This window comes from Micromonospora sp. NPDC047465, from assembly GCF_040643125.1.
Taxonomy (GTDB): Bacteria; Actinomycetota; Actinomycetes; order Mycobacteriales; family Micromonosporaceae; genus Micromonospora.
Map to the genome: position 1 here is coordinate 111,911 of NZ_JBEYTP010000003.1, position 25,139 is coordinate 137,049.

General features: G+C 73.4%; 24 protein-coding genes. 15 read left to right on the plus strand and 9 right to left on the minus strand.

The window, feature by feature from the left end; all coding sequences use genetic code 11:
- Window positions 1–22 precede the first annotated feature (22 nt).
- The 8 genes from ABZ793_RS04535 to ABZ793_RS04570 all read left to right on the plus strand — a co-directional run bounded on the left by ABZ793_RS04535 (window position 23) and on the right by ABZ793_RS04570 (window position 7,602).
- Window positions 23–955 carry an NAD-dependent epimerase/dehydratase family protein gene (locus ABZ793_RS04535; protein ID WP_357451794.1) on the plus strand — a complete coding sequence of 311 codons (933 nt, stop codon included), beginning with the start codon at window positions 23–25 and terminating at the stop codon, window positions 953–955.
- Window positions 956–1,067: 112 nt separating this feature from the next.
- Entirely contained in the window at window positions 1,068–2,258 is a 1,191-nt protein-coding gene (locus ABZ793_RS04540; protein ID WP_357451796.1) for a glycosyltransferase family 4 protein, read from the plus strand.
- Window positions 2,259–2,260: 2 nt separating this feature from the next.
- On the plus strand, window positions 2,261–2,896 hold the full coding sequence (locus ABZ793_RS04545; RefSeq protein WP_357452323.1) for an acyltransferase: 636 nt from the start codon (window positions 2,261–2,263) through the stop codon (window positions 2,894–2,896).
- A 25-nt stretch (window positions 2,897–2,921) separates the two neighbouring features.
- A complete protein-coding gene (locus ABZ793_RS04550) occupies window positions 2,922–3,161 on the plus strand; it encodes an acyl carrier protein (protein WP_357451799.1) in 240 nt (79 codons plus the stop codon).
- On the plus strand, window positions 3,154–3,909 hold the full coding sequence (locus tag ABZ793_RS04555) for an SDR family oxidoreductase (protein ID WP_357451802.1): 756 nt from the start codon (window positions 3,154–3,156) through the stop codon (window positions 3,907–3,909). The genes ABZ793_RS04550 and ABZ793_RS04555 overlap by 8 nt, the downstream gene beginning before the upstream one ends.
- Complete coding sequence (locus ABZ793_RS04560) at window positions 3,906–5,327, plus strand: AMP-binding protein (protein ID WP_357451805.1); 1,422 nt, start codon at window positions 3,906–3,908, stop codon at window positions 5,325–5,327. Before ABZ793_RS04555 ends, ABZ793_RS04560 begins: the two co-directional genes overlap by 4 nt.
- The gene (locus ABZ793_RS04565) at window positions 5,324–6,370 is read left to right on the plus strand and encodes an acyl-protein synthetase (protein WP_357451808.1); all 1,047 of its coding nucleotides are present in this window, start codon (window positions 5,324–5,326) and stop codon (window positions 6,368–6,370) included. Before ABZ793_RS04560 ends, ABZ793_RS04565 begins: the two co-directional genes overlap by 4 nt.
- Window positions 6,367–7,602 (plus strand): acyl-CoA reductase, encoded by a 1,236-nt coding sequence (locus ABZ793_RS04570; RefSeq protein WP_357451811.1) that lies wholly within the window; start codon window positions 6,367–6,369, stop codon window positions 7,600–7,602. Before ABZ793_RS04565 ends, ABZ793_RS04570 begins: the two co-directional genes overlap by 4 nt.
- A 63-nt stretch (window positions 7,603–7,665) precedes the next feature.
- Here the strand turns inward: ABZ793_RS04570 and ABZ793_RS04575 are convergent, their stop codons facing one another.
- Window positions 7,666–8,667 (minus strand): lysylphosphatidylglycerol synthase domain-containing protein, encoded by a 1,002-nt coding sequence (locus tag ABZ793_RS04575; protein ID WP_357451814.1) that lies wholly within the window; start codon window positions 8,665–8,667, stop codon window positions 7,666–7,668.
- Window positions 8,668–8,948: 281 nt separating this feature from the next.
- Here ABZ793_RS04575 and ABZ793_RS04580 point away from each other — a divergent pair, with 281 nt between their 5' ends.
- Together ABZ793_RS04580 and ABZ793_RS04585 are read left to right on the plus strand one after the other, a co-directional pair.
- Entirely contained in the window at window positions 8,949–10,049 is a 1,101-nt protein-coding gene (locus ABZ793_RS04580; protein WP_357451817.1) for a DegT/DnrJ/EryC1/StrS family aminotransferase, read from the plus strand.
- On the plus strand, window positions 10,046–11,011 hold the full coding sequence (locus ABZ793_RS04585; protein ID WP_357451820.1) for a Gfo/Idh/MocA family oxidoreductase: 966 nt from the start codon (window positions 10,046–10,048) through the stop codon (window positions 11,009–11,011). Before ABZ793_RS04580 ends, ABZ793_RS04585 begins: the two co-directional genes overlap by 4 nt.
- Window positions 11,012–11,123: 112 nt before the next feature.
- Here ABZ793_RS04585 and ABZ793_RS04590 read toward each other — a convergent pair whose 3' ends face one another.
- Window positions 11,124–13,226, minus strand: coding sequence for a DUF6541 family protein (locus ABZ793_RS04590; RefSeq protein WP_357451823.1), 2,103 nt, complete (start codon window positions 13,224–13,226; stop codon window positions 11,124–11,126).
- Between the two features lie 440 nt (window positions 13,227–13,666).
- On the opposite strand from ABZ793_RS04590, the gene ABZ793_RS04595 reads away from it, so the two are divergent.
- Window positions 13,667–15,424, plus strand: coding sequence for a CDP-glycerol glycerophosphotransferase family protein (locus tag ABZ793_RS04595; RefSeq protein ID WP_357451826.1), 1,758 nt, complete (start codon window positions 13,667–13,669; stop codon window positions 15,422–15,424).
- A gap of 64 nt (window positions 15,425–15,488) precedes the next feature.
- On the opposite strand, the gene ABZ793_RS04600 is transcribed toward ABZ793_RS04595, so the two are convergent.
- Window positions 15,489–16,034: an acyltransferase gene (locus tag ABZ793_RS04600; RefSeq protein ID WP_357451829.1), complete on the minus strand. Its 546-nt coding sequence runs from the start codon at window positions 16,032–16,034 to the stop codon at window positions 15,489–15,491.
- Window positions 16,035–16,199: 165 nt separating this feature from the next.
- Window positions 16,200–16,538, minus strand: a complete 339-nt coding sequence (locus ABZ793_RS04605) for a DUF952 domain-containing protein (protein WP_357451832.1) — start codon at window positions 16,536–16,538, stop codon at window positions 16,200–16,202.
- Window positions 16,539–16,766: 228 nt separating this feature from the next.
- On the opposite strand from ABZ793_RS04605, the gene ABZ793_RS04610 reads away from it, so the two are divergent.
- Together ABZ793_RS04610 and ABZ793_RS04615 are read left to right on the plus strand one after the other, a co-directional pair.
- Window positions 16,767–17,423, plus strand: a complete 657-nt coding sequence (locus tag ABZ793_RS04610; RefSeq protein ID WP_357451835.1) for a response regulator transcription factor — start codon at window positions 16,767–16,769, stop codon at window positions 17,421–17,423.
- Window positions 17,424–17,429: 6 nt separating this feature from the next.
- Window positions 17,430–18,923 (plus strand): ATP-binding protein, encoded by a 1,494-nt coding sequence (locus ABZ793_RS04615; protein ID WP_357451838.1) that lies wholly within the window; start codon window positions 17,430–17,432, stop codon window positions 18,921–18,923.
- 96 nt (window positions 18,924–19,019) lie between these two features.
- Here ABZ793_RS04615 and ABZ793_RS04620 read toward each other — a convergent pair whose 3' ends face one another.
- From ABZ793_RS04620 to ABZ793_RS04640, 5 genes are all read right to left on the minus strand, one after another.
- Window positions 19,020–19,937 carry a TAXI family TRAP transporter solute-binding subunit gene (locus ABZ793_RS04620; RefSeq protein ID WP_357451841.1) on the minus strand — a complete coding sequence of 306 codons (918 nt, stop codon included), beginning with the start codon at window positions 19,935–19,937 and terminating at the stop codon, window positions 19,020–19,022.
- Window positions 19,938–20,077: 140 nt separating this feature from the next.
- Window positions 20,078–20,380, minus strand: a complete 303-nt coding sequence (locus ABZ793_RS04625) for a cold shock domain-containing protein (RefSeq protein ID WP_357451844.1) — start codon at window positions 20,378–20,380, stop codon at window positions 20,078–20,080.
- A gap of 7 nt (window positions 20,381–20,387) precedes the next feature.
- Window positions 20,388–21,062: a hypothetical protein gene (locus ABZ793_RS04630; RefSeq protein WP_357451847.1), complete on the minus strand. Its 675-nt coding sequence runs from the start codon at window positions 21,060–21,062 to the stop codon at window positions 20,388–20,390.
- 101 nt (window positions 21,063–21,163) lie between these two features.
- Window positions 21,164–21,961, minus strand: coding sequence for a peroxide stress protein YaaA (yaaA, locus tag ABZ793_RS04635; protein WP_357451849.1), 798 nt, complete (start codon window positions 21,959–21,961; stop codon window positions 21,164–21,166).
- A 61-nt stretch (window positions 21,962–22,022) separates the two neighbouring features.
- Entirely contained in the window at window positions 22,023–23,642 is a 1,620-nt protein-coding gene (locus ABZ793_RS04640) for a hypothetical protein (RefSeq protein WP_357451852.1), read from the minus strand.
- A 136-nt stretch (window positions 23,643–23,778) separates the two neighbouring features.
- Here ABZ793_RS04640 and ABZ793_RS04645 point away from each other — a divergent pair, with 136 nt between their 5' ends.
- Entirely contained in the window at window positions 23,779–24,819 is a 1,041-nt protein-coding gene (locus tag ABZ793_RS04645; RefSeq protein WP_357451855.1) for a phosphatase domain-containing protein, read from the plus strand.
- A 2-nt stretch (window positions 24,820–24,821) separates the two neighbouring features.
- On the plus strand, window positions 24,822–25,031 hold the full coding sequence (locus ABZ793_RS04650; RefSeq protein WP_357451858.1) for a hypothetical protein: 210 nt from the start codon (window positions 24,822–24,824) through the stop codon (window positions 25,029–25,031).
- Window positions 25,032–25,139 lie beyond the last annotated feature (108 nt).

The following is a 25,139-nucleotide window of genomic DNA, read 5'->3' on the forward strand; positions in this document are numbered from 1 at the left end:
CCAAGGAAGGACACGCTCCGCCATGTCGAAGCAGACCGTCTTCATCACCGGAGGCGCGGGTTTCATCGGCCTGCACGTGGTGCCGATGCTGTTGGAGAAGGGCTACAAGGTCCGCATCTTCGACAACATGTTCCGCGGTGACCGGGACCGCGTCGCGGAGCTGGTGGCCACCGGCGACGTCGAGCTGATCGACCAGGACGTCCGCTACGGCGGCGCCGTGCACGCGGCCATGAAGGGCTGCGACTACGTGATCCACCTGGCCGCGGTCTCGATCAACAAGAGCCAGGCCGACCCGTACGAGTCGATCGACATCAACATGGTCGGCAACCACAACGTGTTCGCCGCCGCCGCCGACCACGGCGTCAAGCGGCTGGTCTTCGCGTCGTCGGCCTCGGTCTACGGTGACCCGAAGAAGCTGCCGATGCACGAGGACGACCGGCTCGACCCGCTCACCCCGTACTGCATCTCCAAGCGGGCCGGCGAGGACCTGCTCGGCTTCTACCAGCGCAGCAAGGGCCTGAACTGGATCGCCCTGCGGTTCTTCAACGTCTACGGCCCGGGCCAGAAGCCGACCGCCTACTACACCTCGGTGATCAACCACTTCGTGAAGCGGCTCAAGAACGGCGAGCCGCCGGTCATCGACGGCAAGGGCGAGCAGTCGATGGACTTCATCCACGTCCACGACATCGCCCGCTCGGTGGTCGCCGCGATGGAGGCCGAGCAGGGCAACGTGCCGGTCAACATCGGCACCGGCCTCGACACCTCGATCGCGAGCCTCGCCGAGATCCTGATCAAGGCTGTCGGCGTCGACGTGCAGCCGCAGTTCAACCCGCGCGAGGTGCTGGTCAGCCGGCGCGCCGCCGACATCACCCGGGCCCGCGAGGTGCTCGGCTGGGAGCCCACCATCGCCGTCGAGGACGGGATGACCGACCTCATCAAGACCGAGATCGTCTAGTCGCACGACGTTTAGCCGCGGGCCGCCCCGGACACGTACCTGGTGTCCCGGCGGTCCGCGACCCCTTTCAACCCACCACCGTCCCGACCGTCCCCCCGGACAGGAGTGAGCCGTGCGGATCGCCGTCGTGAACAACTTCTTCCCGCCGCGACCGGGCGGGAGTTCGCACCTGGCCGCGGCCCTCGCGGCCCGGTACGCGGCCGCCGGGCACGAGGTTCTCGTGCTGACCGCCGCCTACAAGGACACACCGGCCGAGGAGGAGCGCGACGGTTACCGCGTGGTGCGGTTGCCCGCCATGCCGATGCCGCAGCTCGGGCTGGCGATCGACTTCGACATGGCCTTCACACTGGCCCGTCCCGGCAACCTGCGCCGGGTGTCGCGGCTGCTCGACGAGTTCGCGCCGGACGTGATCCACCAGCACGGCCAGTTCTTCGACCTCAGCTGGCTCTCCGGCTGGTACGCCCGGCGCCGGCGGATCCCGGTGCTGCTGTCCATCCACACCCGGCTGGAGAGCCCGGACCCGAAGTACGCGGCGCTCTTCCGCATGCTGGACCGCTTCCTGGTCAAGCCGATCATCCGGCGGTTCCGGCCGCGCTACGTGATCATGGATGAGCTGGCTGCCACGTACTGCGAGCAACGCTACGGGGCCACCGACGTCGACTTCGAGTACATCCCCGTCGCGGTGGAACCGGGCCGGTTCGAGCAGCCGGCGACCATCGACGTGCGGGCCAGGCATGGCGTCGGTGATCAGCCGGTGATCGTCTCGCTGGGGCACGTCATCCCGCTGCGGGACCGGATGGCCCTGGTGGAGGCTCTGCCAACCGTGCTGGCGAAGCACCCGGACACCAAGGTGATGATCATCGGCCGGGTCTACTACGACGCCTTCGCCAAGCGCGCCGCCGAGCTGGGTGTCAGCGACGCCATCATCACCACCGGCGCGGTCCCCCCGGCCGAGGTGCCCTCGTACTTCGCCGCCGCGGACGTGGTGGCGCACGACCTCCAGGGTGGCGGCTTCGGCACGGCCAGCCTGGAGGCGATGGCCGCCGGCCGGGCCACCATCGGCACGGTCACGGAGACCAACTTCCCCGCCGTGCGGCTGCACAACTGGGAGAACTTCGTGCTGGCCCGCCCGAACGACCCGGCCGACCTGGCCGCGGCGATCGTCCGCCTGCTCGACGACCCGCAGGAGCGGGAGTGGATCGCCAAGCAGCAGCGCGACCTCGTCTACTCGCATTTCACGATGGACGTGGTGACCCGCCAGCACCTCTCGGCGTTCGAGCGGATGGTGCGGGTGAACCGGTGAGCATGTTCTCCGACGACGAGCGCAGCAACCGGCTGCGCACGGGCATCCTCAACGACTTCCTGGGCGGCTTCCTCAACGACGTCGAGCGGGCCCGCCATCTCGGGCTGCCCGAGAGCACCCGGATCCGCGAGCGCACGAAGATCATCAGTCCGGAGAACCTGGTCCTCGGCGAGCACTGCTGGATCGGCGAGAACACCGTGCTGGACGCCAGCGGTGGCCTGGAGATCGGCGAACACACCAGCATCGGCCTGAACTGCCTGGTGTTCACCCACTCGAGCTGGCTGGCGAACATGATGCTGGAGAACCACTCCGGCAGCGACCTGATCGAGCGCAAGCCGGTCCGGATCGGCAAGGGCTGCTTCATCGGCGGCAACAGCGTGATCATGATGGGCGTCACCATCGGCGACTTCGCCACTGTCAGCCCGCTCTCGGTGGTCAGCAAGGACGTTCCGCCGTACAGTCTGGTGTCCGGCAACCCGGCACGGGTCTTCCAGCGCTACGACCAGGACCACATCAAGGCCGAGGCCGAACGGGTGCGGGCACAGAACGCCGCCCGCCGGGCCGAGGCACAGGCGCGGGGGGAGACTCCGCAGTGGGGTTCGCCGCCCGGGCGTCGCGCCGACGACGTCCCCCAGTGACAACGAACAACGGAGAATCACGATCATGACTCTCAACGACCGGCTGCGTACGGTCTTCGTCGACGCCCTCGAGCTCCCGGAGGGCACCGACGTCGAGAACCTCAAGTACCGTGACATCGAGCAGTGGGACTCCCTCGGCCACATGACGCTCGTCGCCGCGATCGAGGACGAGTTCGACGTGCAGTTGGAGACCGACCAGGTCATCGACATGAGCAGCTTCAAGGTGGCGCTGGACATGCTGCGGGGTCTCGGCGTCGATGAGTGAGCTCGCCGGCCGGGTCGCGCTGGTGACCGGCGGCACCCGGGGAATCGGTCTGGCCACGGCCAGGGCGCTGGCCGACGCCGGCGCGACCGTCGTGCTGACCGGACGGGACGCGGCCCGCGCCGAAGAGGTCGCCAAGGAGTTCGGGGCCCACGGGGTCGGGCTGGACGTGGCCGACTTCGACGCCGTCGGCGCCGTGATCAAGCAGGTCGCCGCCGAGCACGGCGGTCTCGACATGCTCGTCGCCAACGCCGGCATCATGGAGAGCGGCCTGCTCGGCATGGTCCGCGCCGACGACGTCCGGCGCACCCTCGACGTCAACGTGGCCGGTGCGGTCGCGGCGGTCCAGGCCGCGTCACGGGCGATGGCCCGCCGCCGCAAGGCCGGCGACGGCACCGAGCGGCGTGGTGGCGCCATCGTGCTGCTGGCCAGCGTCGTGGGCACCAGCGGCGCCGCCGGCCAGTCGGTGTACGCCGCGTCGAAGGCCGCCGTCGCCGCGCTGGCCCGGTCGGCCGCCCGGGAACTTGGCAGCCGACACATCCGGGTCAACGCGGTCGCTCCGGGCGTCATCCGCACCGACCTGACCGCCGCCCTTCCGGCCGACGTGCTTCAGGCGCAGGCCGCCGCGGCGCCGCTCGGTCGGCTCGGCGAGCCCGCCGAGGTGGCCGATGTGATCCGGTTCCTGCTCAGCGACTCCGCCCGCTACGTCACCGGTCAGGTGCTCGGCGTCGACGGAGGGCTCGTCGTATGAGGCTCGTCGCCCCGTCGGCCCGACTGGTCGACGCCGCCACCGGCGCCATCCTCACCGGCACCGCGTTGACCGCCCGGGTGGATGAGGTCGCGGCAGCGTACGCCGAACTGCCGCCCGGCGTCGTCTTCGCCCGCAGTGGCCTCTCGACGGCCGCGGTGCTGCGCTTCGCCGGCGCGGTCGACGGCGGACGCCCGGTGGCGCTGCTCGACCCGGCGCTGGACCCGGCGGTGCTGGCGGACTTCGTCCGCCGGTTCGAGCCCGTCGCGGTGGTCGGCCTCGCCGAGGGCGGCACCGGCACGGCCCCCGGGGAACTGCCCAAGGACTACCGGCAGGTCGACCACCCGGTGCTCGGGCCGGCCTGGGTGCGCGAGAGGCCCCCGGCCGACCGGCCCCACCCCGACCTGGCCGTGCTGCTCGCCACCTCCGGCTCCACCGGGGATCCGAAGTTCGTCCGACTCTCCCGCGCGGCGTTGCTGGCCAACGCGACGGCGATCGGCTCCGCGCTGGCGATCGGCCCGACCGAGGTCGCCCCGACCAGCCTGCCACTGTTCTACAGCTTCGGCATGTCGGTGCTGACCAGCCACCTGGTCGCCGGCGCCACCGTGCTCGTGGTCGACGGTGGCGTGCTGGCCCGGGAGTTCTGGCAGGCCGTACAGGAGTACGGCGCCACCTCGCTGGCCGGCGTGCCCTACAACTACGAGATGCTGCACCGCATCCGGTGGAGCCCGGCGAAGTATCCGTCGCTGCGCACGCTCACCCAGGCCGGCGGCAAGCTGCGCGACGAGATGATCGTCGCCTTCCACGAGAAGATCAGCGCGGTGGGCGGCCGGTTCCACGTGATGTGGGGGTGCACGGAGGCCGGGCCGAGGATGAGCACCCTGCCGGCCGACGCGCTGCCGGAGCGGGTCGGCTCCGTCGGCCCCGCGTTGGCCGGCGGCTCGTTCCGCGTGCTCGACGCCGAGGGCGCCGAGACCAGCCGGTCCGGCGTGGTCGGTGAGCTGGTCTACCGCGGACCGAACGTGATGATGGGCTACGCCGAGAGCGCGGCGGACCTCAGCCGCGGGGACGACCAGGGCGGCGTGCTGCGCACCGGTGACCTCGGTCACCTCGACGAGGACGGGTTCGTCTGGCTGCGTGGCCGACTCAAGCGGTTCGGCAAGGTCTTCGGCATCCGGGTCAACCTGCACGACATCGAGGAGATGGCCCGTGACCAGGGGCCTGTCGTCGCGGTCTCCGGTCCGGACAAGGTCGTGCTCTTCGTCGAGGGGATCGACGACGACGGCGCACGAGCGCTGGCCGGCCGGCTGTCGGAGCGGCTCAGGCTGCACCGGTCCGGCTTCGACGTCCGTACCATCGAGCGGTTGCCGCAGTTGCCCAACGGCAAGATCGATTACCGCTCCCTGGAGGCGCAGGTATGACCCTCTTCACCCTCGACCAGGCCGAACGGGAATCCCGCCTGCTGCACGAGCTGGTGGAGCTGACCGAGCACCACCGCGCCAACAGCCCGGAGTACGCCCGACTGCTCGCCTCGCTCGGGCACCTGCCCGGCCGCCGGTACGAGCGGGTCGCCGACCTGCCGTGGCTGCCGGTGCGGCTCTTCAAGCACCACGTACTCAAGAGCATCCCCGACGACGAGGTGTTCAAGGTGCTCACCTCGTCCGGTACGACCGGCGACGTCAGCCGCATCTACCTCGACAAGGACGCCGCCTCGGTGCAGCAGAAGATGCTCTCCGCGACGCTGAGTACCGTGATCGGCCCGCAGCGGCTGCCGATGCTGCTGGTCGACACCCGGGCCCTGTTCAAGAACCGGAAGTCGTTCTCCGCGCGTGGCGCCGGTGTGCTGGGCCTGATGAACTTCGGCCGGGACCACACCTTCGTGCTCGACGAAGAGGACCAGCCCGACCTGGCGGCCGTGCGCGCGTTCCTCGACAAGCACGGCGGGCAGCCCTTCCTGATCTTCGGCTTCACGTTCATGACCTGGCTCTACCTCTACGAGCTGGCCCGGGACCACGGGCTCGACCTGAGCAACGGCATCCTCATCCACAGCGGCGGCTGGAAGAAGCTGGTCGACCGGGCGGTCGACAACGCCGAGTTCCGCCGCCGCTTCACGGAGGACACCGGGCTCACCCGGATCCACAACTTCTACGGCATGGTGGAGCAGATCGGGCTGACCTTCCTGGAGGGCCCGGACGGCGGCGGTCTCTACTGCCCCGACTTCTCCGACATCATCATCCGCGACCCGCACACCTGGGAGGAGGTGCCGGTCGGTACTCCGGGCGTGGTCCAGGTGATCAGCACTCTGCCCCGGTCGTACCCCGGGCACCTGCTACTCACCGAGGACCGCGGCGTCGTGCACGGCGTCGACGATGGCGTCTGGCCGGGTAAGCGGTTTTCGATCCTCGGCCGGCTGCCCCGGGCCGAGGCGCGCGGCTGCAGCGACACCTTCGCGGAGGCGGCATGAGCAAGCTCATCGAGCGTTTCCCGGCCGGCGGCGCCATCGCCGTCGACGACCTGGTCGCCGCGCTGCGGGCCGACCCGGTCGACGGGCACCTCACGGTCGGCGACGAGCGGGTGGTCGAGTTCCTGGTGGCGTTCGCCCGCCGGCTGCTGCGGCCCGCCGTGGCCCGCCGGCACCCGGAACTCGCCTCGCTCGGCTTCTTCCTGCGGCGAGGCGAGATCACCAAGGCGCTCGCCCGGGTCGCGGACGAGCCGGCCCAGCTGCGCTTCCCACGCGGTCTGGTGTTCCACGTGCCGCCGGCCAACGTCGACACCATCTTCGTCTACTCGTGGGCGCTCGCGGCGCTCGCCGGTAACGCCAACGTCGTGCGCATCTCGTCCCGCTCCGCCGGGGCGGCGGACGCGGTGCTCGACGCGCTGAACGACACGCTCGCCGACGCCCACCCGGCGGTCCGGCAGACCCAGCGGATGGTCACGTACGGCCGGGACGACGCCGTCACCGCCGCCCTCTCCGCCGCTGCGGACCTGCGCGTCATCTGGGGCGGCGACCGGTCGGTGACGGAGATCCGCAGGCACGCGCTGGCGCCGCACGCCCGGGACGTGACCTTCCCGGACCGCTCGTCGTTCACCGTCATCAGCACGGCCGGCTGGCTGGGCGCCTCCGCGGCCGAGCGGGACGCCGCAGCACTGGGTCTCTACAACGACGCCTACTGGTTCGACCAGGCCGCGTGCGCCTCCCCCCGGGCCGTCTACTGGGTCGGCGAACCGGCCGGAACCGAGCAGGCCCGCGCCGACCTGCTCGGCCGGCTGCGTACCGTCCTGGAGGGCAAGCGCCCGGAGGTCGACGCCGCGATGGCGGTGGAGAAGCGGGTCGCCACCTACGGACTGGCGATCGAGGGAGCGGCGACGGGCATCCGGTTCGAAGGCAACGCGCTCGCCACCGTGGAGCTGGCCGCCCCCGCCGACATCCCCCGGCGTTGGCTCGGCGTGGGCACCTTCCCGCAGTCGCGGGTGGACGCGCTGGCCGACCTCGCCCCGGTGGTGGTGCGGCGCGATCAGACGGTCACCCACTTCGGCTTCACCGCGCAGGAGTTGACCTCCTTCGCCCGGGCACTCGGCGGCCGTGGCGTGGACCGGATCGTCCCGATCGGTGATGCGCTGAACTTCGCCGCAACCTGGGACGGCTACGACCTGATGCGGGAGTTCACCCGGATCACCAGCGTCGTCACCCGCTGATCCGGACGCGCACAGGGCCGGTCACGCGGTGGCGTGACCGGCCCTGTGCGCGTGGTGTCGCGCTCAGCCCGCGGCGGACCCGTCCGCCCCGACCCGGGCGACCTCCGGCCCGCTGCCGCGCAGCTGCCGTAGACCGGAGAGGGCCGCGAGTCCGGCGGCGAGGACGTCCGCGATCGTGAAGATCAGCCGGGACGCCAGGGCGATGCCCATCGCCGCGCCCACGCCGCCGCTGTCGAGCAGGAACGGGGCCAGCGCGGCCACCAGCACGGCCTCGCGCACCCCGAGCCCGGAGGGGGAGAGGAAGGCGAACATGCCGACCGTCATCGCGATGGCGAACGAGCCGACCGAGCGCAGCAGCCCCTCGACGCCCGGCGCGGCCTGGGCGTTCGCCAGCAGCCAGAGGTGCACCCCGAACAGGCTGTAGCCCAGGGCGCTCCAGCCGATCACCCGCAGCACGCCCGGCCAGGTCAGCCGGTGCTCGAGCGGCGGCCGGCGGAGCAGCCGCAGGGCGATCTGGACGAGGGCGGTCAGCACCCGGGGGATCGCGCAGATGAGCGCGATGGGGAAGAGGATCGCCACGATCCACAGCGCCACCCGGACCGAATCCGCGTACGTCGAGTCGGCGCCGCCGGCGGCGCCGCTCAGCGCGGGCAGGCTCAGCAGGCCCAGGCCGAGCGCGGCCGTGACCCCCAGCCCGACGGTGACCAGCGAGGCGAGGAAGGCCCGGGCCCGCGGCAGGCCCGCGCGCTTGCCCAGCTCGATCTGGAGGACGTACGCCCAGACGCTGCCCGGGATGTACTTGCCGAGCTGACCGACCAGACAGATCCGCAGCGCGGCGGCGACGGACACCCGGTGTTCCAGGTCGTCCACCGCAGCCCGCCAGGCCATCGTGTTGGCGACCATGCCCAGCAGCGCGGCGAGTACCGAGAGCACGACGGACTGCCAGGCCAGCCCGAGCCACGTCGAGCGGACCTGTGGCCACTGGTCGACGACGCTCCAGGTCATTCCGGCCACGATGGCCGCGATGACCACCACCCGTACACCCAGCGACAGCCAACGGCGCATCCCTGCGGCCGGTGTGGGGGGTGCCGGATCCGAACCGGGGGTGCTGCTGACGCCTTCGCGGGTCGCCGTCTCTACCACGGGTTATCTGCCTCCGCGTCGGATTTCACCTTATGCAGGGGATGGGGTTGACAGAGCAAGGCACTACACTAGCCGAGGCTCCGCGCCCGCACGTACCCTGGCGCGCCCGAGCTGGATGGCCCTGGCGGCGGCCACTTTTCACCCGCGCGTCCGCCGCTGTTAACGTCTGCCCCGCTGCCACCGACCCCCGAGGAGAGACCCCTGTGATCCCCATTTCCGTCGTCAAGCTGGACGAGGCGGCCGAGCAACTGGCGGTCGAGGTGATCCGCTCCGGCATGCTGGCGCAGGGCCCCATGGTCGCGCGGCTGGAGCGCGAGTTCGCCGACGTGGTCGGGGTGGACCACGCGGTGGCCGTCAACAACGGCACGACTGCCCTGGTCGCGGCGCTTGAGGTGCTCGACCTGCAGCCCGGCGACGAGGTCATCACCAGCCCCTTCACCTTCGTCGCCACGCTCAACGCGATCCTGGAGGCCGGTGCCACCGCCCGGTTCGCCGACATCCGCGAGGACGACTTCTGCCTCGACCCGGAGGCGCTCGCCGCCGCCGTCGGCCCGCGCACCAAGGTCCTCATGCCGGTGCACCTGTACGGTCAGCCGGCCGACATGGGGGCCATCGTCCCGCTGGCGCAGCGGCACGGCCTGGGCCTGGTGGAGGACACCGCCCAGTCGCTGGGGGCCACCATCGACGGGCGTGGCGCCGGCAGCTTCGGCCTCGGCACCTTCTCCCTCTACGCCACCAAGAACCTCACCACCGGTGAGGGCGGCATGATCACGACCAACGACGCCGCGCTCGCCGACCGGCTGCGGGTGCTGCGCAACCAGGGCATGCGCCAGCGCTACCAGTACGAGGTCGCCGGGCACAACTACCGGCTGACCGACCTTCAGGCCGCGCTCGGCATTCCGCAGCTGGCGAACTACGGCGAGAACGTCAAGCGGCGCAAGGACAACGCCGCCCGGCTCTCCGCCGGCCTGGCCGACGTGCCCGGCCTGCGGCTCCCCACCGAACTGCCGGGCCGGTCGCACGTCTGGCACCAGTACACGGTGCTCGTTACCGACGAGGCTCCGGTCTCCCGGGACGAGGTGATCGCCCGCCTCACCGAGCAGGGCGTCGGCTGCGGCATCTACTACCCGAAGACGGTCTACGACTACGACTGCTACCGGCAGCACCCGCGCGTCGTGGCCGACCCGGCGCCGGTCACCGACCGCGTGGTACGCCAGTGCGTCTCGCTGCCGGTGCACCACCACCTGACCGACGGCGACGTGGAGCGCGTGGTCGAGGCCGTCCGGAAGGCGGTCGGCGCGTGACCGCCGCGGTGCGCTTCGCGCTGGTCGGCACCGGCGCCATGGGGTCGCTGCACGCCAGGGTGATCTCCCAGTCGCCCCGCGCCCGGCTGGCGTTGGTGGTCGAGCCGCGGGAGACCGTGGGACGGGAGATCGCCGACCGGTACGGCGCCGCCTGGGCGCCGGACCTGACCGACCTCTCCAGCGTGGACGCGGTCGTCATCGCGGCGCCCACGGAGTTCCACCACGGGCTCGCCGAGCAGGTCCTCGCCGCGGAGAAACCGCTGCTGATCGAGAAGCCGGTCTGCGGCAGCCTCAGCGAGACCGAGGACATCGTGGCCAACGCCGAGAAGCGGCGGCTGCCGCTGCTCTGCGGCCTGCTGGAGCGCTTCAACCCGGCCGTGCTCACCGCCCTGGCGCTGGTGCACAAGCCCGTGCATCTGACCGTCACCCGGCACTCGCCGTACGCGCCACGGATCAAGACCGGTGTCGCCTGGGATCTGCTCGTGCACGACGTCGACCTGGCGATTCAGGTGTTCGGCGGTCGTGAGCCGGCCGCGGTGCGCGGCTCGCTGGGGCACTTCCACCCGGATTCGCTGCCGGGCGCCGAGGACGTCGCCGAGGCGGTCCTGACCTTCGGCGACGGCGCGCTGGCCAACGTGTCGGCGAGCCGGATCGGGCAGCGCAAGGTCCGTACGCTCGTGATCAGCGAGGTGGACCGGCTGATCGAGGCGGACCTGATCCGCAAGGACGTGACGATCTACCGACACGTCTCGCTGGACGCTGCCACGCCCGACGGCCGCGGCTACCGGCAGCAGAGCATCATGGAGGTCCCGGAACTGGTCTCCAACCGCGAGCCGCTGGCCGCCCAACTGGACCACTTCCTCGACATCCTCGCCGGGCGGATCGACCTGGACGAGGAGCGGCAGCGGATCCTGCCGGCGCACCGTGCGGTCGCCGGCGTCATCGGGGACAGCTCCCGCTGAGTCCGGCACCGCCCGCCTGACGCGCCGAGGGGCGCCGCCGAGACCGGCGGCGCCCCTCGTGTTTCCCTCCACCCAGGACGGTCTCCACCCGTCGGCGGTCGACCCGGCGCGGTCAGCCGCCCTGGGCGCAGACCCGGCCCTTGTCGGTGACCTGGTAGATCTTGATCGAGCCGAACTGCTGGACGAGGCGCACCCGGTCGCTCGCGTCGAGCCGGGCCGGCGTGTAGTGCCGCGTCCACCCGCCCGGCATGGCCCGTCCGCCGCCGACCACCAGGTACTCGACACCGAAGCGTTCGACCTCGCAGCCGGCCGGCCTCGAGTCCTCGTTGTCGACGAGCCAGTTCCAGGCGTCCCAGCGCCGGTCGTAGTTGCCGACGTCGAAGCCGGGCAACGGCGGCAGGCCGAAGAGCACCGGCACGCCGTGGTCCACGTACGACCAGGTCATGAACTGGCGGTGCCGGTCGTAGGCGACCACCTTGTCCGGTGGGGTGTTCACCGCCAGCCAACGGTAGGCGTCGGTGTAGGCATCTCCCACGGGCGCCCGCTTCTTGAACTCGCCCCGGATCGGCTGCCAGCTCGACGGCAGGGCGGCGAGGGCGGCCAGGGCGACGACCACCACCGACGCGGCGACCGCGCCCGGCAGGGCCGAGTCGCGCAAGCCTCGGGCGCGGGCGACCAGCCTGGCGGCGAGCCACTGCAGGGCGAGACCTATCGCCACCGCGCCGACCACGGCGATGACGCCGTAGACCGGCAGGATCATCGAGCGCAGTCGCTCCCGCACGCCGTACCAGAGACCGGAGAGCAGCATCGCCCCGCCGGAGTCCGAGCTCGTCGTCCACACTCCGATGGCGGTGAACACGACTCCGGTGAGCAGCCACGGCCAGGCCCAGCGCAGCTGGCGGAAGAGCAGGCTGAGCGGAGACGCGAGCAGGCAGGTGATGGTGACGGCGAGAGCGATCTGGATCGAGGTGACGCTGAGCTGGTAATCGGCCCCGCCCGGCGGCGGGAAGCCGAAGAGCACGTACCGCTGCGGGTCGGTGACCCAGTATTCGAAGGACTCGGCCCACTTGCCGAGCAGCGCCGGCTCGTTCTGCGCGCGCTCGCCGTTGGCGCTGGTCAGCGCGCTCAGGAAGGGCGCGAGGGCGACGACGCCGCCGATCAGCGCGGCGACGGCGCCGGCGGCCGCGCTGGAAAGCGTCATCCGGTGCCGGATCAGCACCAGCACGCCCAGCGCGAAGACGACGACGACCAGGATGTCGTAGGTGTGCGACATGACCAGGCCGGCACCGGCGAGCCCGGCCAACAGGCCCAGCCGCACCGGGTGCGGGCCCCGCAGGGCGAGCGCGGACAGCAGCGCGATCGCCACCGCGATGCACGGCCCGGTCTGCTGGGTGATGCGGCCGGTGGAGACGGAGAGCCAGAGCGGCCCGAGGAAGGTCGGCGCGACGGCCGCGCAGGCTGCGACCACGGGACGGCCGCCGAGCAGGCGTACGGCGGCGTAGATGCCGGCGACCAGGGCGAGTGGCCCGACGAGGATGGACCAGGCGCTCATCGCCGTGCTGATCTGGCCGCCCGAGAGTTCGGCGGCCTGGGCCCAGGCGACATTGGTGTTCAGCGGGTAGAAGGAGCAGCCCTGCACGGGCTCGGTGGACCCGCTGCTGCACGCCGTGGCGATGGTCGCGCTGCCGGTGTCGAGAATCCGGCGGGTGAAGTAGCCGTGGTTCATCGCGTCCCAGCCGGGAGGCGCGATGAGCCGGCCGAGGAGCAGCCAGCCGTAGCCCACGGTCACCACCGCCGGCACCGCCAGGCCGATCACGTCTGCCCAGCCGGGGCGGACCGGCTGGAGCCGGAACTGGGCCGCCACCGCCCGCCACCGCCCGCTGGTCCGGTCGCGGTCGCCGTCGGCCTGTTCCCGGGGGCTGTCGCCGACGGGGTCGGCGGGCTGGGCCGGGCGGCCGACCGGGAGGCCGCGGGGGATCAACCGCGCGACGAGGACCACCAGGGCGGCCAGCACGATCTCGCCGACGAGCACGGCGGACGCGCTGTGCGGCAGGCCGAGCACCGGCAGCCAGCCCATGGACACGGTGGTCAGGCCCAGGGTGAGCGCCGGGGCGGTCGCCCACACCACCCAGCGGTAGCGTCCCGGCGGGACGACGAATCCGAGAAGCGCCCCGGGCACGATGGCCACGGCGAAGGCGATGAGAGTGGTCAGCACGCGATTCCCTTCCGGCGGTCCGTCGACGCCGCGACGGCGGCAACAATATCGGAACCCGTGGGCGTCAACGGTCGCCCTCCTCCGGGCCCCCGCTGGCCGGGCCCGTCCGGCGGGCTCGCCGCCGGTGGGCCTGCGTTGACGCGGGTGCCGCGTCCGATGTGCGACCTGCGTACCGGGGTGCGCGGCGAGATGGGGTTTCGGCCCGTGGTCATTGATGGCGAGTGGCGGCCAGGTGACCGTATTGTGGCGTGATACCCGAGGAGATGGCCTTCGTCGCCTCGCGTTAAGGTCGCAGCTACCCCTCGCCTGCCGCGATGACAGACTGGTCCAGGGGAACGCCATGATTCGCCAAGGTGGGACGGCGTGCGGCACCGTTCCGCGCCCGGGACGACACCGCCGGCCGGCCCCGCCGGTCGTCGATCTCAGAGGGAGCGTGTTTGTTGTTCGCCACGTTGTTGGCACGTGTCGGCGTCGCAGCCCGCGGAGCGCTGCTGCTGCTGTGCTACCTGGTGATGCTCGCGGCAGGCGCTCTCGGCTGGGTGGGCCTTTTCGCCGTGGCCGGACTGGCCGCCGTGCTTGGCGATCTCGCACTGGGCCGTTGGTCCGCCCCCACCGAGAACCTGCTGGTCAAGGTCGGCCTCAACCGGCCCTACCGGCAGCTGGCCCGGGATCTTTCCGTGGCCCTGCTCGTGGTCGCCAACGTGAACCTGTCGTCGGGGCAGCTCACCGTGTTGCTCCTGCTGCCCGCGGCGGTCTGGGTGATCGCGATCTTCGCCGGCGCCCTGACCGAGATGATCGACCGACGTAATCCGGCCTCCGCCCTGGTCCGCAACATCGAACTCGGCCCGCTGCGGTCGGCGCCCCGGCCGCCGGAGTGGGTGGGGCGCGTCACCGGTGACCAGCTTGCTCTGGTGAACGTGGCGCTCGTGCCGGCGGCCGTGGCCGCCGTCGTCGCCGAGGACGTCGTGCCGGTGTTCGCCGTCGGGGCGTTCACCGTGGCGGCGGCCGCGCTGGTGGGCGGGATCGTCGCACTGACCTGGCTGCGCGGGCGCGGGATGGGCCAGAGCCCGCTGCTGCCCGCGGTCCAGCGCTGGCTGGACAGCTACCGGCCAGAGGTGGCCCTCTACTTCGCGGGGCCGGCGAAGGACGTCTACCAGGCGAACATGTGGCTGGCCCCGACCGAGGCGCTCGACCAGCGCGGCGTGGTACTGCTGCGCAGCAAGGAGGCGTTCCTCGAGCTGGCCGACACCCGGCTGCCGGTGATCTGCGTGCCGGCCGGCGTGGACTTCATGAACCTCGAACTGGGCAGCGTGCGGGCCGCGCTCTACGCCGCGAACGTCGGCGCGAACATCCACATGCTCCGCGAGCCCGGCATGAAGCACGTCTTCGTCGGGCACGGCGACAGCGACAAGCAGGCCAGCGTCAACCCGTACAGCAAGGTGTACGACGAGGTGTGGGTCGCCGGCCTCGCCGGGCGTGAGCGGTACGCCCGGGCCGGGGTGGGCGTGCTCGACTCCGACATCGTCGAGATCGGACGGCCGCAGCTCGCCGGGGTGCACACGTTCGGCGCGGAGTCGGTCGACCGGCCGTTCACGGTGCTCTACGCCCCGACCTGGGAGGGGTGGCTGGACGACGACCCGTACCACACCTCGCTGGTGCTGATGGGGGAGCGGATCGTCAAGGGGCTGCTGGCCACCGCGCCGGCGGTCCGGCTCATCTACAAGCCGCACCCGCTGACCGGCTCCCGGGCCAAGGAGGCGAAGACGGTGCACGAGCGGATCGTGGAGCGGATCCGCGCGGCGGGCGGTGACCCGGACGCGACCTCCCTGGACGGCACGCGGCACCTCGTGGTCACCGGCCGGACGCCGGCGCTGTTCGACTGCTTCAACCAGACCGACCTGCTGATCAGCGACGTGTCCAGTGTGGTCTCGGACTTCGTCCAGAGCCAGCGGCCGTACGTGGTGGCGAACCCGGGTGGCCTGCCGGAGGACGAGTTCCGCCGGGAGTACCCGACGTCGCGGGCGGCGTACCTGCTCTCCCGGGACTGCGGCGAGCTGGAGAAGATCGTGTCCGTCACCCGGGCCGGCGACGACCCGATGACGGACGCCCGGCGGGAGCTGAAGACCTACCTGCTCGGCCCGGCCGAGGCGAACCCCATGGAGCGGTTCCGGGAGGAGATCTCGCGGCTCTGCCGCTGAGCACCGCGTACGCGCGACGGCGGTGGACGGGAGCGCCCGTCCACCGCCGTTTCTCGTCGGAGGGTCAGCCCTGCCGCTGCGGCGGGGTGTCCACGTCCCGGGAGACGACCTCGCCCCGCTCGTCGACCCAGCCCTTCGGCCGCGCCGGGTTGCCCGCCACGAGTTGGTACGGCGCCACGTCCCTGGTCACCACGGAACCCGCCGCGATCATCGCGTACTCGCCGACCTCGATGCCGCAGACGAGGGTCGCGTTCGCGCCGATCGAGGCGCCCCGGCGGACCACCGTCGGGGTGATCTTCCAGTCCGGGTTCTGCGCGCGGGGCCGGAAGTCGTTGGTGAAGACGGCGCACGGCCCGACGAACACCTCGTCCTCCAGGGTCACACCCTGGTAGACGGAGACGTTGTTCTGGATCTTGACCAGGTCGCCGACCGTGACGCCGGCGTCGACGTACACGTTGCGGCCGATGACGCAGCCGGCGCCCACCTGGGCGGAGGACCGGATGTGGGCCAGGTGCCAGACCTTGGTGCCGTCGCCGACCCGGGCACCCTCCTCGACGTCGGCCGTCGGGTGGACGAAGACCGAGGGGGACGGGGAACTGCTGTCAGTCATCCTTCAACTCGCATGGGTCGCAGGGCGCGCCGGGCGCCGTCGGTGACCCGCGTGCGGCGTACGCCGGGAGGGGCGGCCGCCCGCGCGGGTCCGGGCTGCCGCGCCGGCCCCGGGCACGGAGAGTGAGGCCGGGGCGCGCGGACTCGGCGTAGCATATCGACCCCCTCAGCCCAGCAGCGCCGCCACGGCGTCGGCGACCGGCACGTCCGCCGGCAGGGCGTCGGCGGCCACCACCGCCGGCACCGGCAGCGGCCCGTAGAGGTGGGGGAAGAGCGCCCCGCCGCGCGACGGTTCCCAGCGCAGCGCGTCGCCCAGCCGGGCCGGGTCCACGGCGAGCAGGGTCAGCCCGGTGGCGCCGGCGAAGTGCCGGCGGGCCGTCTCGACCACCTGGTCGGGCCCGGAGAGGTGGATGAACCCGGACTGCGCGTCCGTGGCGGTGCCGGCGAAGTGGCCCGCGGCCAGGGCGTCGTCCCACTCGACGGTGGTCAGCAGCTTGTAGATCACCCCGGCAGCCTACGCAGAACCGGCCCGGTTTCTCCGCGGTACCGCCCGCGCCGCCGCCGCTCTCGGTGGGGTCTCCGGGGCTCCGACCCGGCCCGCCGCCCGCTCCCAACGGGGCCGGAGGGGTCCGGGCCGCCGTCCGCACGGCGGCCGACGCGGGGCCTACCCTCCCGCTCCTGGCCGGCTTCTGCCACCATTCGGGGTCGACACGCCGACGAATGGGGGCCCCGGGTGCGCATCCTGCTGGTCGAGGACGACCGTCGGGTGGCCGCGGCGCTCTCCTCCGCCCTCACCCGCCGGGGGTACGAGGTCGAGCACGCGGCGACCGTCGCCGCCGCCCTCTCCGCCGCCCCCTGCGACCTGGTGCTGCTCGACCTGACCCTGCCGGACGGGGACGGCACCGACCTGTGCCGTGAGCTGCGCCGGCGCAGCAGCCAGCTCGGCATCATCGCGGTGACCGCCCGGGGCGAGGAGCGGGACCGGGTGCTCGGCCTGCGGCTGGGCGCGGACGACTACGTGGTCAAGCCCTTCTCCATGACCGAGCTCCAGGCGCGCATCGAGGCGGTCCTGCGCCGGGCGGCGCACACGGTGCCCGAGCGCAACCTGATCGAGGCCGGGTCCGTCCGCATCGACGTGGCCGCGCGGACGGTCGCCGTGGCCGGCCGGCCGGTGGCGCTGACCCGCAAGGAGTTCGACGTCCTGCTCTCCCTGGCCCGGCAGCCCGGGGTGGCGGTGCCCCGCGAGCGGATCCTGCTCGACGCCTGGGGCACCACCTGGGGCGACGGGCACACGGTCGAGGTGCACGTCGGCTCGCTGCGGGGCAAGCTGGGCGACCCCCGCCTGGTGGAGACCGTCCGTGGGGTCGGCTACCGGCTGCGCGGCGAGTGAGGCGCCGTGCGACGTCGGCTGGTGATCAGCTACCTGCTGCTGATGGTGCTGGTGCTGATCGCGCTGGAGACCCCGTTGGCGGCCACCCTGGCCACCCGGGAGACCGACCGGGTGCGCGCCGACCGGCTCGCCGACGCCACCCGGTTCGCCTCGCTGGCCGGCCCGGCGCTGCGCGGCGGGACCCCCGGCCCGCTCGACAACGAGCTGCGCAGCTACGACGACCTGTACGGGATCGGCGCGGCGGTGGTCGACCGGGACCGCCGGACGGTGGCGGCCTCCGAGAGTTGGCGGCCGGCCGCGGGGACCCGCGAGGCGCTGGACACCGCGCTCTCGGGCCAGCAGACCAGTGGGCCGGAGTCGGTCTGGCCGTGGGTCGACCGGCCGATCGTGGTGGCGGTGCCGATCAACGACGGCGGTGAGGTGCTCGGGGCGGTGGTCACCGCCACCCCGACCGACTCGGTCCGGCACGCGGTCACCGTCTGGTGGCTGGTGCTGGCCGGGACGGGGCTGCTCGCCGTCCTGGCCTGCGTGCTCACCGCGTTCGGGCTGGCCGGCTGGGTGCTGCGCCCGGTCACCGAGCTGGATGCGGTCACCCACGAGATCGCCGAGGGGGACCGCGGCGCCCGCGTGCAGCACCGGCTCGGCCCGCCGGAGCTGCGCCGGCTGGCGACCAGCTTCAACCACATGGCCGACGTCGTCTCCGACGTGATGGACCGGCAGCGCGCCTTCGTGGCGCACGCCAGCCACCAGCTGCGCAACCCGCTGACCGCGCTGCGCCTGCGGGTGGAGGAGCTGGGGCTGGGCCTGACCGACCCGGACGGCCAGGCCGAGCACCGGCTGGCCCTGGAGGAGACCGACCGGCTCGCCCTGGTGCTGGACGCGCTGCTCACCCTGGCCCGCGCCGAGCGGCGGGAGAACCAGCGGGTCACCGTCGACGCGGCGGCCGTGGCCGCGTCCCGGGTCGCCGCGTGGGAGCCGCTCGCCCGGCACCGGTCGGTCACCCTCCGGCTCGCGGCGCAGGACGCCCCGGCGTACGCGCGGACCGTGCCGACCGCCATCGACCAGGCCCTGGACGCGCTGATCGACAACGCCGTGAAGTTCAGCGGCGCCGGCGGGGCGGTGACGGTGACCGTGCGGCACCACGAGGGCGGGACGGCGCTGGAGGTCCGGGACACCGGCCCGGGCATGACGGAGAGCCAGCTCGGCCAGGCGACCGAGCGGTTCTGGCGGGCGCCGGAGGTGCAGAACGTCGACGGCGCCGGGCTGGGCCTCACCATCGTCGCCGTGCTGGTCGACGCCTCGGACGGGCGGCTCACCATGCGCCGGGGCGAGCCGCGCGGCCTGGTCGCCGGCCTCTGGTTCCCGGCCCCGACCCGGCCGGCGGACCCGGCGGACCCGAGGGACCCGGCGGACCAGGCGGAGCCGGTCCCCGCCGGTGCTCCCGCACCGCCCGTCGGCGCGCCCGCCGCACCGGTGGCCGCCGGGCCGGGCACGCCGTGACCGGGTGACGCCCCGCCCGGGCGACGTCGCCGCCGTCCGACCGCCGTCCTCCTGATCGCCGGCCGGCCGGGCGTCCCGTGACCGCCGACGCCAGGGTCAGGGCTTGGCGGCGCGGTACCAGCCGGCGGCGCCGGGGTGCAGCGGCAGCGGGGAGGTGGCGATGGCCGAGCGCGGGCTCATCCGTCCGGCGGCCGGATGCGCCGCGGCCAGCTCCTGCCGGCGTTCCATCAGCAGCCGGGTCACCTCCCGGACCAGCGCCTCCGGCAGGTCGGCCCGGACGATCAGGAAATTCGGGTTGGCCACGGTGGTGACCGGGTCGGTGCCGTACACCGAGCGGGGGACGTCCCGGGAGACGTAGACCTGGGGATTGCTGCCGCGCAGCAGCTCGGTCCACTCGCCGAGGTCGACGATCCGGGTCGCGCTGTCGTCGGCGAGCTGTTTCACCGCGCTGACCGGCAGCCCGCCGGAGAAGAAGAACGCGTCGATCGTGCCGGCCCGCAGCGCCGCCACCGAGTCGTCGAGGCCGAGCCGCTCCCGGCGCACCCGGTCGCCGCCCAGGCGCGCCACCTCCAGCAGCCGGGAGGCGGTGATCTCGGTGCCGGACCCGGGGGCGCCCACGGAGACCCGCCGCCCACGCAGGTCGGCCAGCGTGCGGACCGGCCCGCCGGCGGTGGTGACCAGGTGCAGCAGGTCGTCGTAGACCCGGGCGACCGCGACGACCGACGGGTGCGTCGCCGGCGCGGCCGGCAGCACGTCGGCCTGGGTGAAACCCAGCTCGGCCTCGCCCGAGCCGACCAGCCGGACGTTCTCCGCCGAGGCGGCCGTGACCACCACGCTGGCCTCGACGTTCGGCATCTCCCGGTTGAGGATGTCGGCCAGCGACCGGCCGAAGGCGTGGTAGACCGCCGTCGGGCTGCCGGTCGCGATCCGGATCCGCACCGGCGGCTCGGGGGAGTCCTGGCAGCCGGCGAGGCCGGGCAGCGTCACCACCAGCAGCAGCGACAGCAGCGCCACCGGACGACCGGGGCGCGGGCGGCCAGGTCGGAACCAGGACGACGGGCGCACGGCGCGGGCGCGGCAGGACCGGGTTCGACTCACGGGCTGCACTCTGCGCCGCGCGGGCCGTCACCGCAACCCGAGGCCCACCGGTCGGACTACGGCCCCGGCGTCGGGTCGACGGTGAGGATCAGTTCGCTGCGGTACGCGACCGAGGTCGGAACGGCGGTCCCGGGTGGTCCGCCGGTGCCCCGCCAGACGCGGACCGCGCGGTGGGGGTGGCCGCCCTGCCGGACCGGCTCCGCCTTGAACGACACCACCTCCCCGGCGGTCAGCGCGCGGTGCCCGGGCGTCTCGATGACGGAGAAGTGCACCCAGCAGCCGCCGGGCACGTCGTCGCCGTCGATCACCCCCCACCCCTCCTCGGAGTGGAATTCACGGACGATGCCGATCGTGGTCATCCGGCCATCATGCCGGCTCGGCCGCCCGCGCGGGCTCCAGCGCGGCGCTGTGCAAGATCCGCTCGCGGTCCGGGCCGTCGGCGACGCAGACCAGGAAGCACCCGGTGCCGGGGCGCAGCAGCGCCGGCACGTCCAGCAGAGCGGCCCCGCGCACCAGGACGGCGGCCAGTTCCCGGTCGGTGAGCCGGACGCCGAGGATGTGCCGGCGCACGTGCCGCCCCCCGGCGAGCAGGGCGGCCCGCCAGGCCGCCGCGGCCAGCCGGGGCCGCCACACCCGCCGCGCCGTCGACGCGCCGGGGACCGGGCCGCCCAGCAGCTCGCGCCGGCCCTGCCGCCAGCCGGCCTCCAGCGTCCGCGCGTACGCCGGCCGGTCCGCCGGGGGCACCGAGAGCCGGTGCAGCTCGTACCGGCGGCGCAGCCCGCCGACGGTCACCTCGTGCTCGATCGGGACGTCCAACCGGCCGAGCAGTTGCCGGAACCGCAGGGCGGCCTCCTCCCGGTTGAACTCGACGGTCGCCGGACGGTGGTGCGGCACCGGGCGGCGGGCGCCGGCGACGGCCGGCGGGGGCATGCAGCGCAGCAGGCAGGCGGCCTCGAACGCGTCGGCCAGGGTCAGCCAGTCCAGCGGCGGCGGGGTCGACGGGAGGCGCGGCCGGTCGAGCAGGATCGGTTCGGGAGCCAACTCAGGCACTCCTTGTCGGCGTCGGGGTCCCCCTACCGTGGCCCGAAGACGCCGACGGGGAAACCGATCCGCCCCAGCCTTGAGGAAATCTTGCGGCAGCCCTACAGCTCGGTGACGACCAGGTCGACCTGGCGTGGCCGGTGGGACGGCCCAGGCTGCTCCAGCACCGTGTACTTCAGGTCGCGCAGCGCCGACACGAGCCCGGTGGCCGAGCGCGGCCGGACGCCCGCGGTCAGCAGGTCCCGCACCAGCCGACCCTTGGTCGCCTTGTTGAAGTGGCTCACCACCGACCGGACGGGCACGCCGTCGACCTCCCGCTCGTGCAGCACCCGGACCGTCACGGTGCGGGCGGCCACCTCGCCACGGGGCGTCCAGGTGGCCGCGTACGCGCCGGAGCGCAGGTCGAGCACCGGCCCGGCGCCGGCCGCGGCGTCCATCGCCGGCGCGAGGGCCCGCCGCCAGTACGCCGACAGCGCGCCCACCCCCGGCAGCCGCGCCCCGACCGGGCAGCGGTAGGGCGGGATCCGGTCGGTGAGGCGTACCGCGCCCCAGAGGCCCGAGCTGATCAGCACCGACCGGCGGGCCGCCCGCTGCGCGGCCGGCGGGAGCGAGGCGAGGTCGAGCGCCTCGTAGAGCACGCCGGTGTAGAGCCGGTCGGCGGGGGCGGTGGCCGCCACCCGCAGCCGGGCGTTGCGCCGCAGCTCGCCGCGCTGGCCCTCGCTGAGCCCCAGCGCCGCCCGGGCCGCCTCCTCGTCGCCGCCGTCACTGAGCGCCACCAGCGCGGCCAGCACCTCCTCCCGGGCGCCGGTCAGCTCCGGCAGGGAGAGCCGGGCGAGGTCCAGCCGCCGGCCGGTGCCGGCGTCGGCCTTCCCCTCGGAGGGCGGCAGCAGGATGAGCATCGGGGACTCCTCGCCTCGGCGCGGCGCCCGCGCGCCGGCCCGGCCAGCGTACGGCCCGTCCCTACCGCCACGGCCGCACCGGCGTCTCCGGGTGGTACACGCGATACCCGCCCACCTCGGCGAGCAGCGCCGCGTCGGCCCGGTCGCCGAGCAGCCGGCGCAGCCGCCGCTCCGCCGCCGAGTCGGCCGCCAGCACGTACCCGGGCCGGTCGGCCCGCCCCACCTGCCGCCAGTACGCGGAATAGCGGTTCTGCCCCGGGGTGAGCTCGCCGTCGAGCACCGCGCACACCACCGACTCGTCGGTGTTGAAGATCAGCCGGTTGCAGGTCCAGTAGTCCCCGTACACCTCGTGGGGGCCGCCCGCGCGGAGCCGGTCGGCCAGCTCGCGGGCCTGCCGCTCCTCGACCCGGGACGCCTCGGTGCCGGTGGCGGCGAACTGCACGGTGACCACCAGCATGGTCGCGGTCAGCGCGGCGAGCACGGCGGTGGCGAGCGCCCCGCCCAACCGGCCGAGTGCCCCGACCGTGCCCCGCCAGCAGGCGACCGCCGCCAGCCAGAGCGGCCACAGCACCGCCGGCAGGGAGAGCTGGAGGACCGACAGGTACCGGGCGTTGTCCAGCGGGCTGGTGGCGGCCAGCGGGCTGCGCACGTACGACAGCAGGGTCAGCGCCGCGCCCACGACCAGCGCGAGGTGCACCACCGGGCCGACCCGGCGGCCGGGTGGGGTGCCCGCGGCCCGGCGGTACGCGACCACGGCGAGCGCGGCGGCGACCACCAGCAGCAGCGGGTAGAGCAGGCCGAACCACCCCTGCCAGCGGGAGCAGCCGTCCACCGGGCAGAGTCCGGTGGCGAGCGGCACCCCCTCCAGCAGCCCGCCGTCGAGCCGCCGGCTCCACGGCGGCGTCGGCCCGGCCCGGGTGCTGACCTCGCGCAACACCGACAGCGAGTCCTCGCCGGGCGGGGCGACCAGGTTGTCCCGGATCATCGGCGCGATCCCGACGGCGAACCCGGCCAGCAGCAGCGCCCCGGCCCAGCCGAGCAGCTCCCGGCGGGCCACCCAGAGCAGTGCCAGCGCGGCCGCCCCCAGGTAGGGCAGGATCAGCCAGTCCGACCAGGCGGCCACCCCGGCGAGCAGGCCGAAGAGCCCGACGGCCAGCCGGCGGTGCCGCACGGTGCCCCGGGCGAGTCCCACCACGACCAGCAGCATCAGCAGCACGGCGACCTTGACCTCCGGCCGGCCGCCGACCACGGTCAACTGGTCCCGGACCACCCGCTCCCCGCCGAGGGCGAGCAGTCCGACGACGACGGCGGCGAACCAGGGCGAGCAGATCCGCCGGGTCAGCCGGTGGATCAGCCAGAGGAAGACGGCGTAGAGCACCAGCAGCGGCAGGCGCAGCAGCGGCCAGCTCGGCCCGGCGACCGCGATCAGCGGCGCGGCCAGGTAGGACTCCAGCACGCCCATGTAGCGCTGGCCGTAGAGGAAGACGGGCAGCTCGCGGCCCTGCGCGATGTGCAGCGCGGCCAGACCGAAGGTGGCCTCGTCGCTGTTGGAGACCGGCACCGTGTGCAGGGTCAGCACCAGCCGGTAGCCGACCCCGGCGAGCCCGAACAGCAGCGCGACGAGCGCCGGCCGGTCGAGCTGCGGGCGCCACCGCCCACGCTTGCGTACTGGTTGCGACACGACCAACGCCCCCGTCGTCGTCCCGACCGGAGTGTTACACGCCGCCGGGGCCGGGCGGGGCGGATCGGCGCAGCCGGCGGCCGGCGAAGATCGCCTCGCGTGGCCGAGGCCGCCGGGTTGTGGCAGGGTTGCTGACGTGCCACCCACTCCCGCCGGCCAGTTGGCCGTACCGAACCTGCACCGGGCCGCGCGGATCGAGGACGCCGTGCACGCGCTGGTCGAGCGTCGGCTGCGGCGCACCGGCTGGCGGACCAACATCATCGCGTACGCCGGTTACGGCGCGCCCGGTTGGGTGCGGGTGATGTGCCGGGTGCTGCTGGGGCGGCCGGACACCCGCCAGCGGGGCCGACTGGAGAAGGTCCGCGGCTGGCGCAGCTTCACCACTCTGCCGGCCAAGCACGTGACGGTGACCGTCGAGGCCGGCGGGGTGCGCCACGAGGCGCAGGCCGACCGCAGCGGCTTCGTCGACACCGTGGTCGAGGCGGACCTGCCGCCGGGGTGGGGCGCGGTGCGGATCAGCCTGCCGGACGCAGAGCCGGTCGAGGCGCCGGTGCGCATCCTCGACCCGGAGGTGCGTTTCGGCATCCTCTCCGACATCGACGACACGGTCATGGTGACCGCGCTGCCCCGCCCGCTGCTCGCGGCCTGGAACACCTTCGTCCTCGACGAGCACGCCCGGACGGCGGTGCCCGGCATGGCGGTGCTCTACGAGCGGCTGGCCACCGCGCACCCCGGCGCGCCGGTCTTCTACCTGTCGACCGGCGCCTGGAACGTCGCGCCGACGCTGACCCGGTTCCTGTCCCGGCACCTCTACCCGGCCGGGCCGCTGCTGCTGACCGACTGGGGGCCGACCGCGGACCGCTGGTTCCGCAGCGGCCGGGAGCACAAGCGGGTCACCCTGGCCCGGCTGGCGAAGGAGTTCCCGGACGTGAAGTGGCTGCTGGTCGGCGACGACGGGCAGCACGACCCGGAGATCTACCGCGAGTTCGCGGCCGCCCATCCGCAGAACGTGGCGGGGGTGGCGATCCGCCGGCTCTCGCCCACCCAGGCGGTGCTGGCCGGTAGCCTGCCCGGCCCGGCCGGCAGCTCCTCGGCCGGGCCGGTGGGGCAGAAGTGGCTCTCCGCGCCCGACGGCGCCGGCCTGTGGAAGCTGCTGCGCGACGCCGGCCTGGTCTGACGATGAGAGACATTCTGGTCGCGGGAATCAGCGAGAATCCTCAGCCAGAGGGTGCCCTCGTTTTCGGCGTGATAGTCGTCGTCGTGTCCCTGGTCGGCGTCTTCAACCGCAGGATTGTGTGGGGTGGCCGTCTGTATGTCCCGATAACAGGAATCCTGTTCGGGCTGGTGATGATCGGTATCGCGGTCGCCGGATCTGGCGGGAAGGCTTAGCGTAAGGCTGGCTCTGGCGTCGGTTGGCGGGACCGCGGCGCGGCCGAGGCGGCGCCCATGTCGTGCGCCCACCGGGTGTGCCGGGCGATCCTCGCCGTGGGCCGCGGG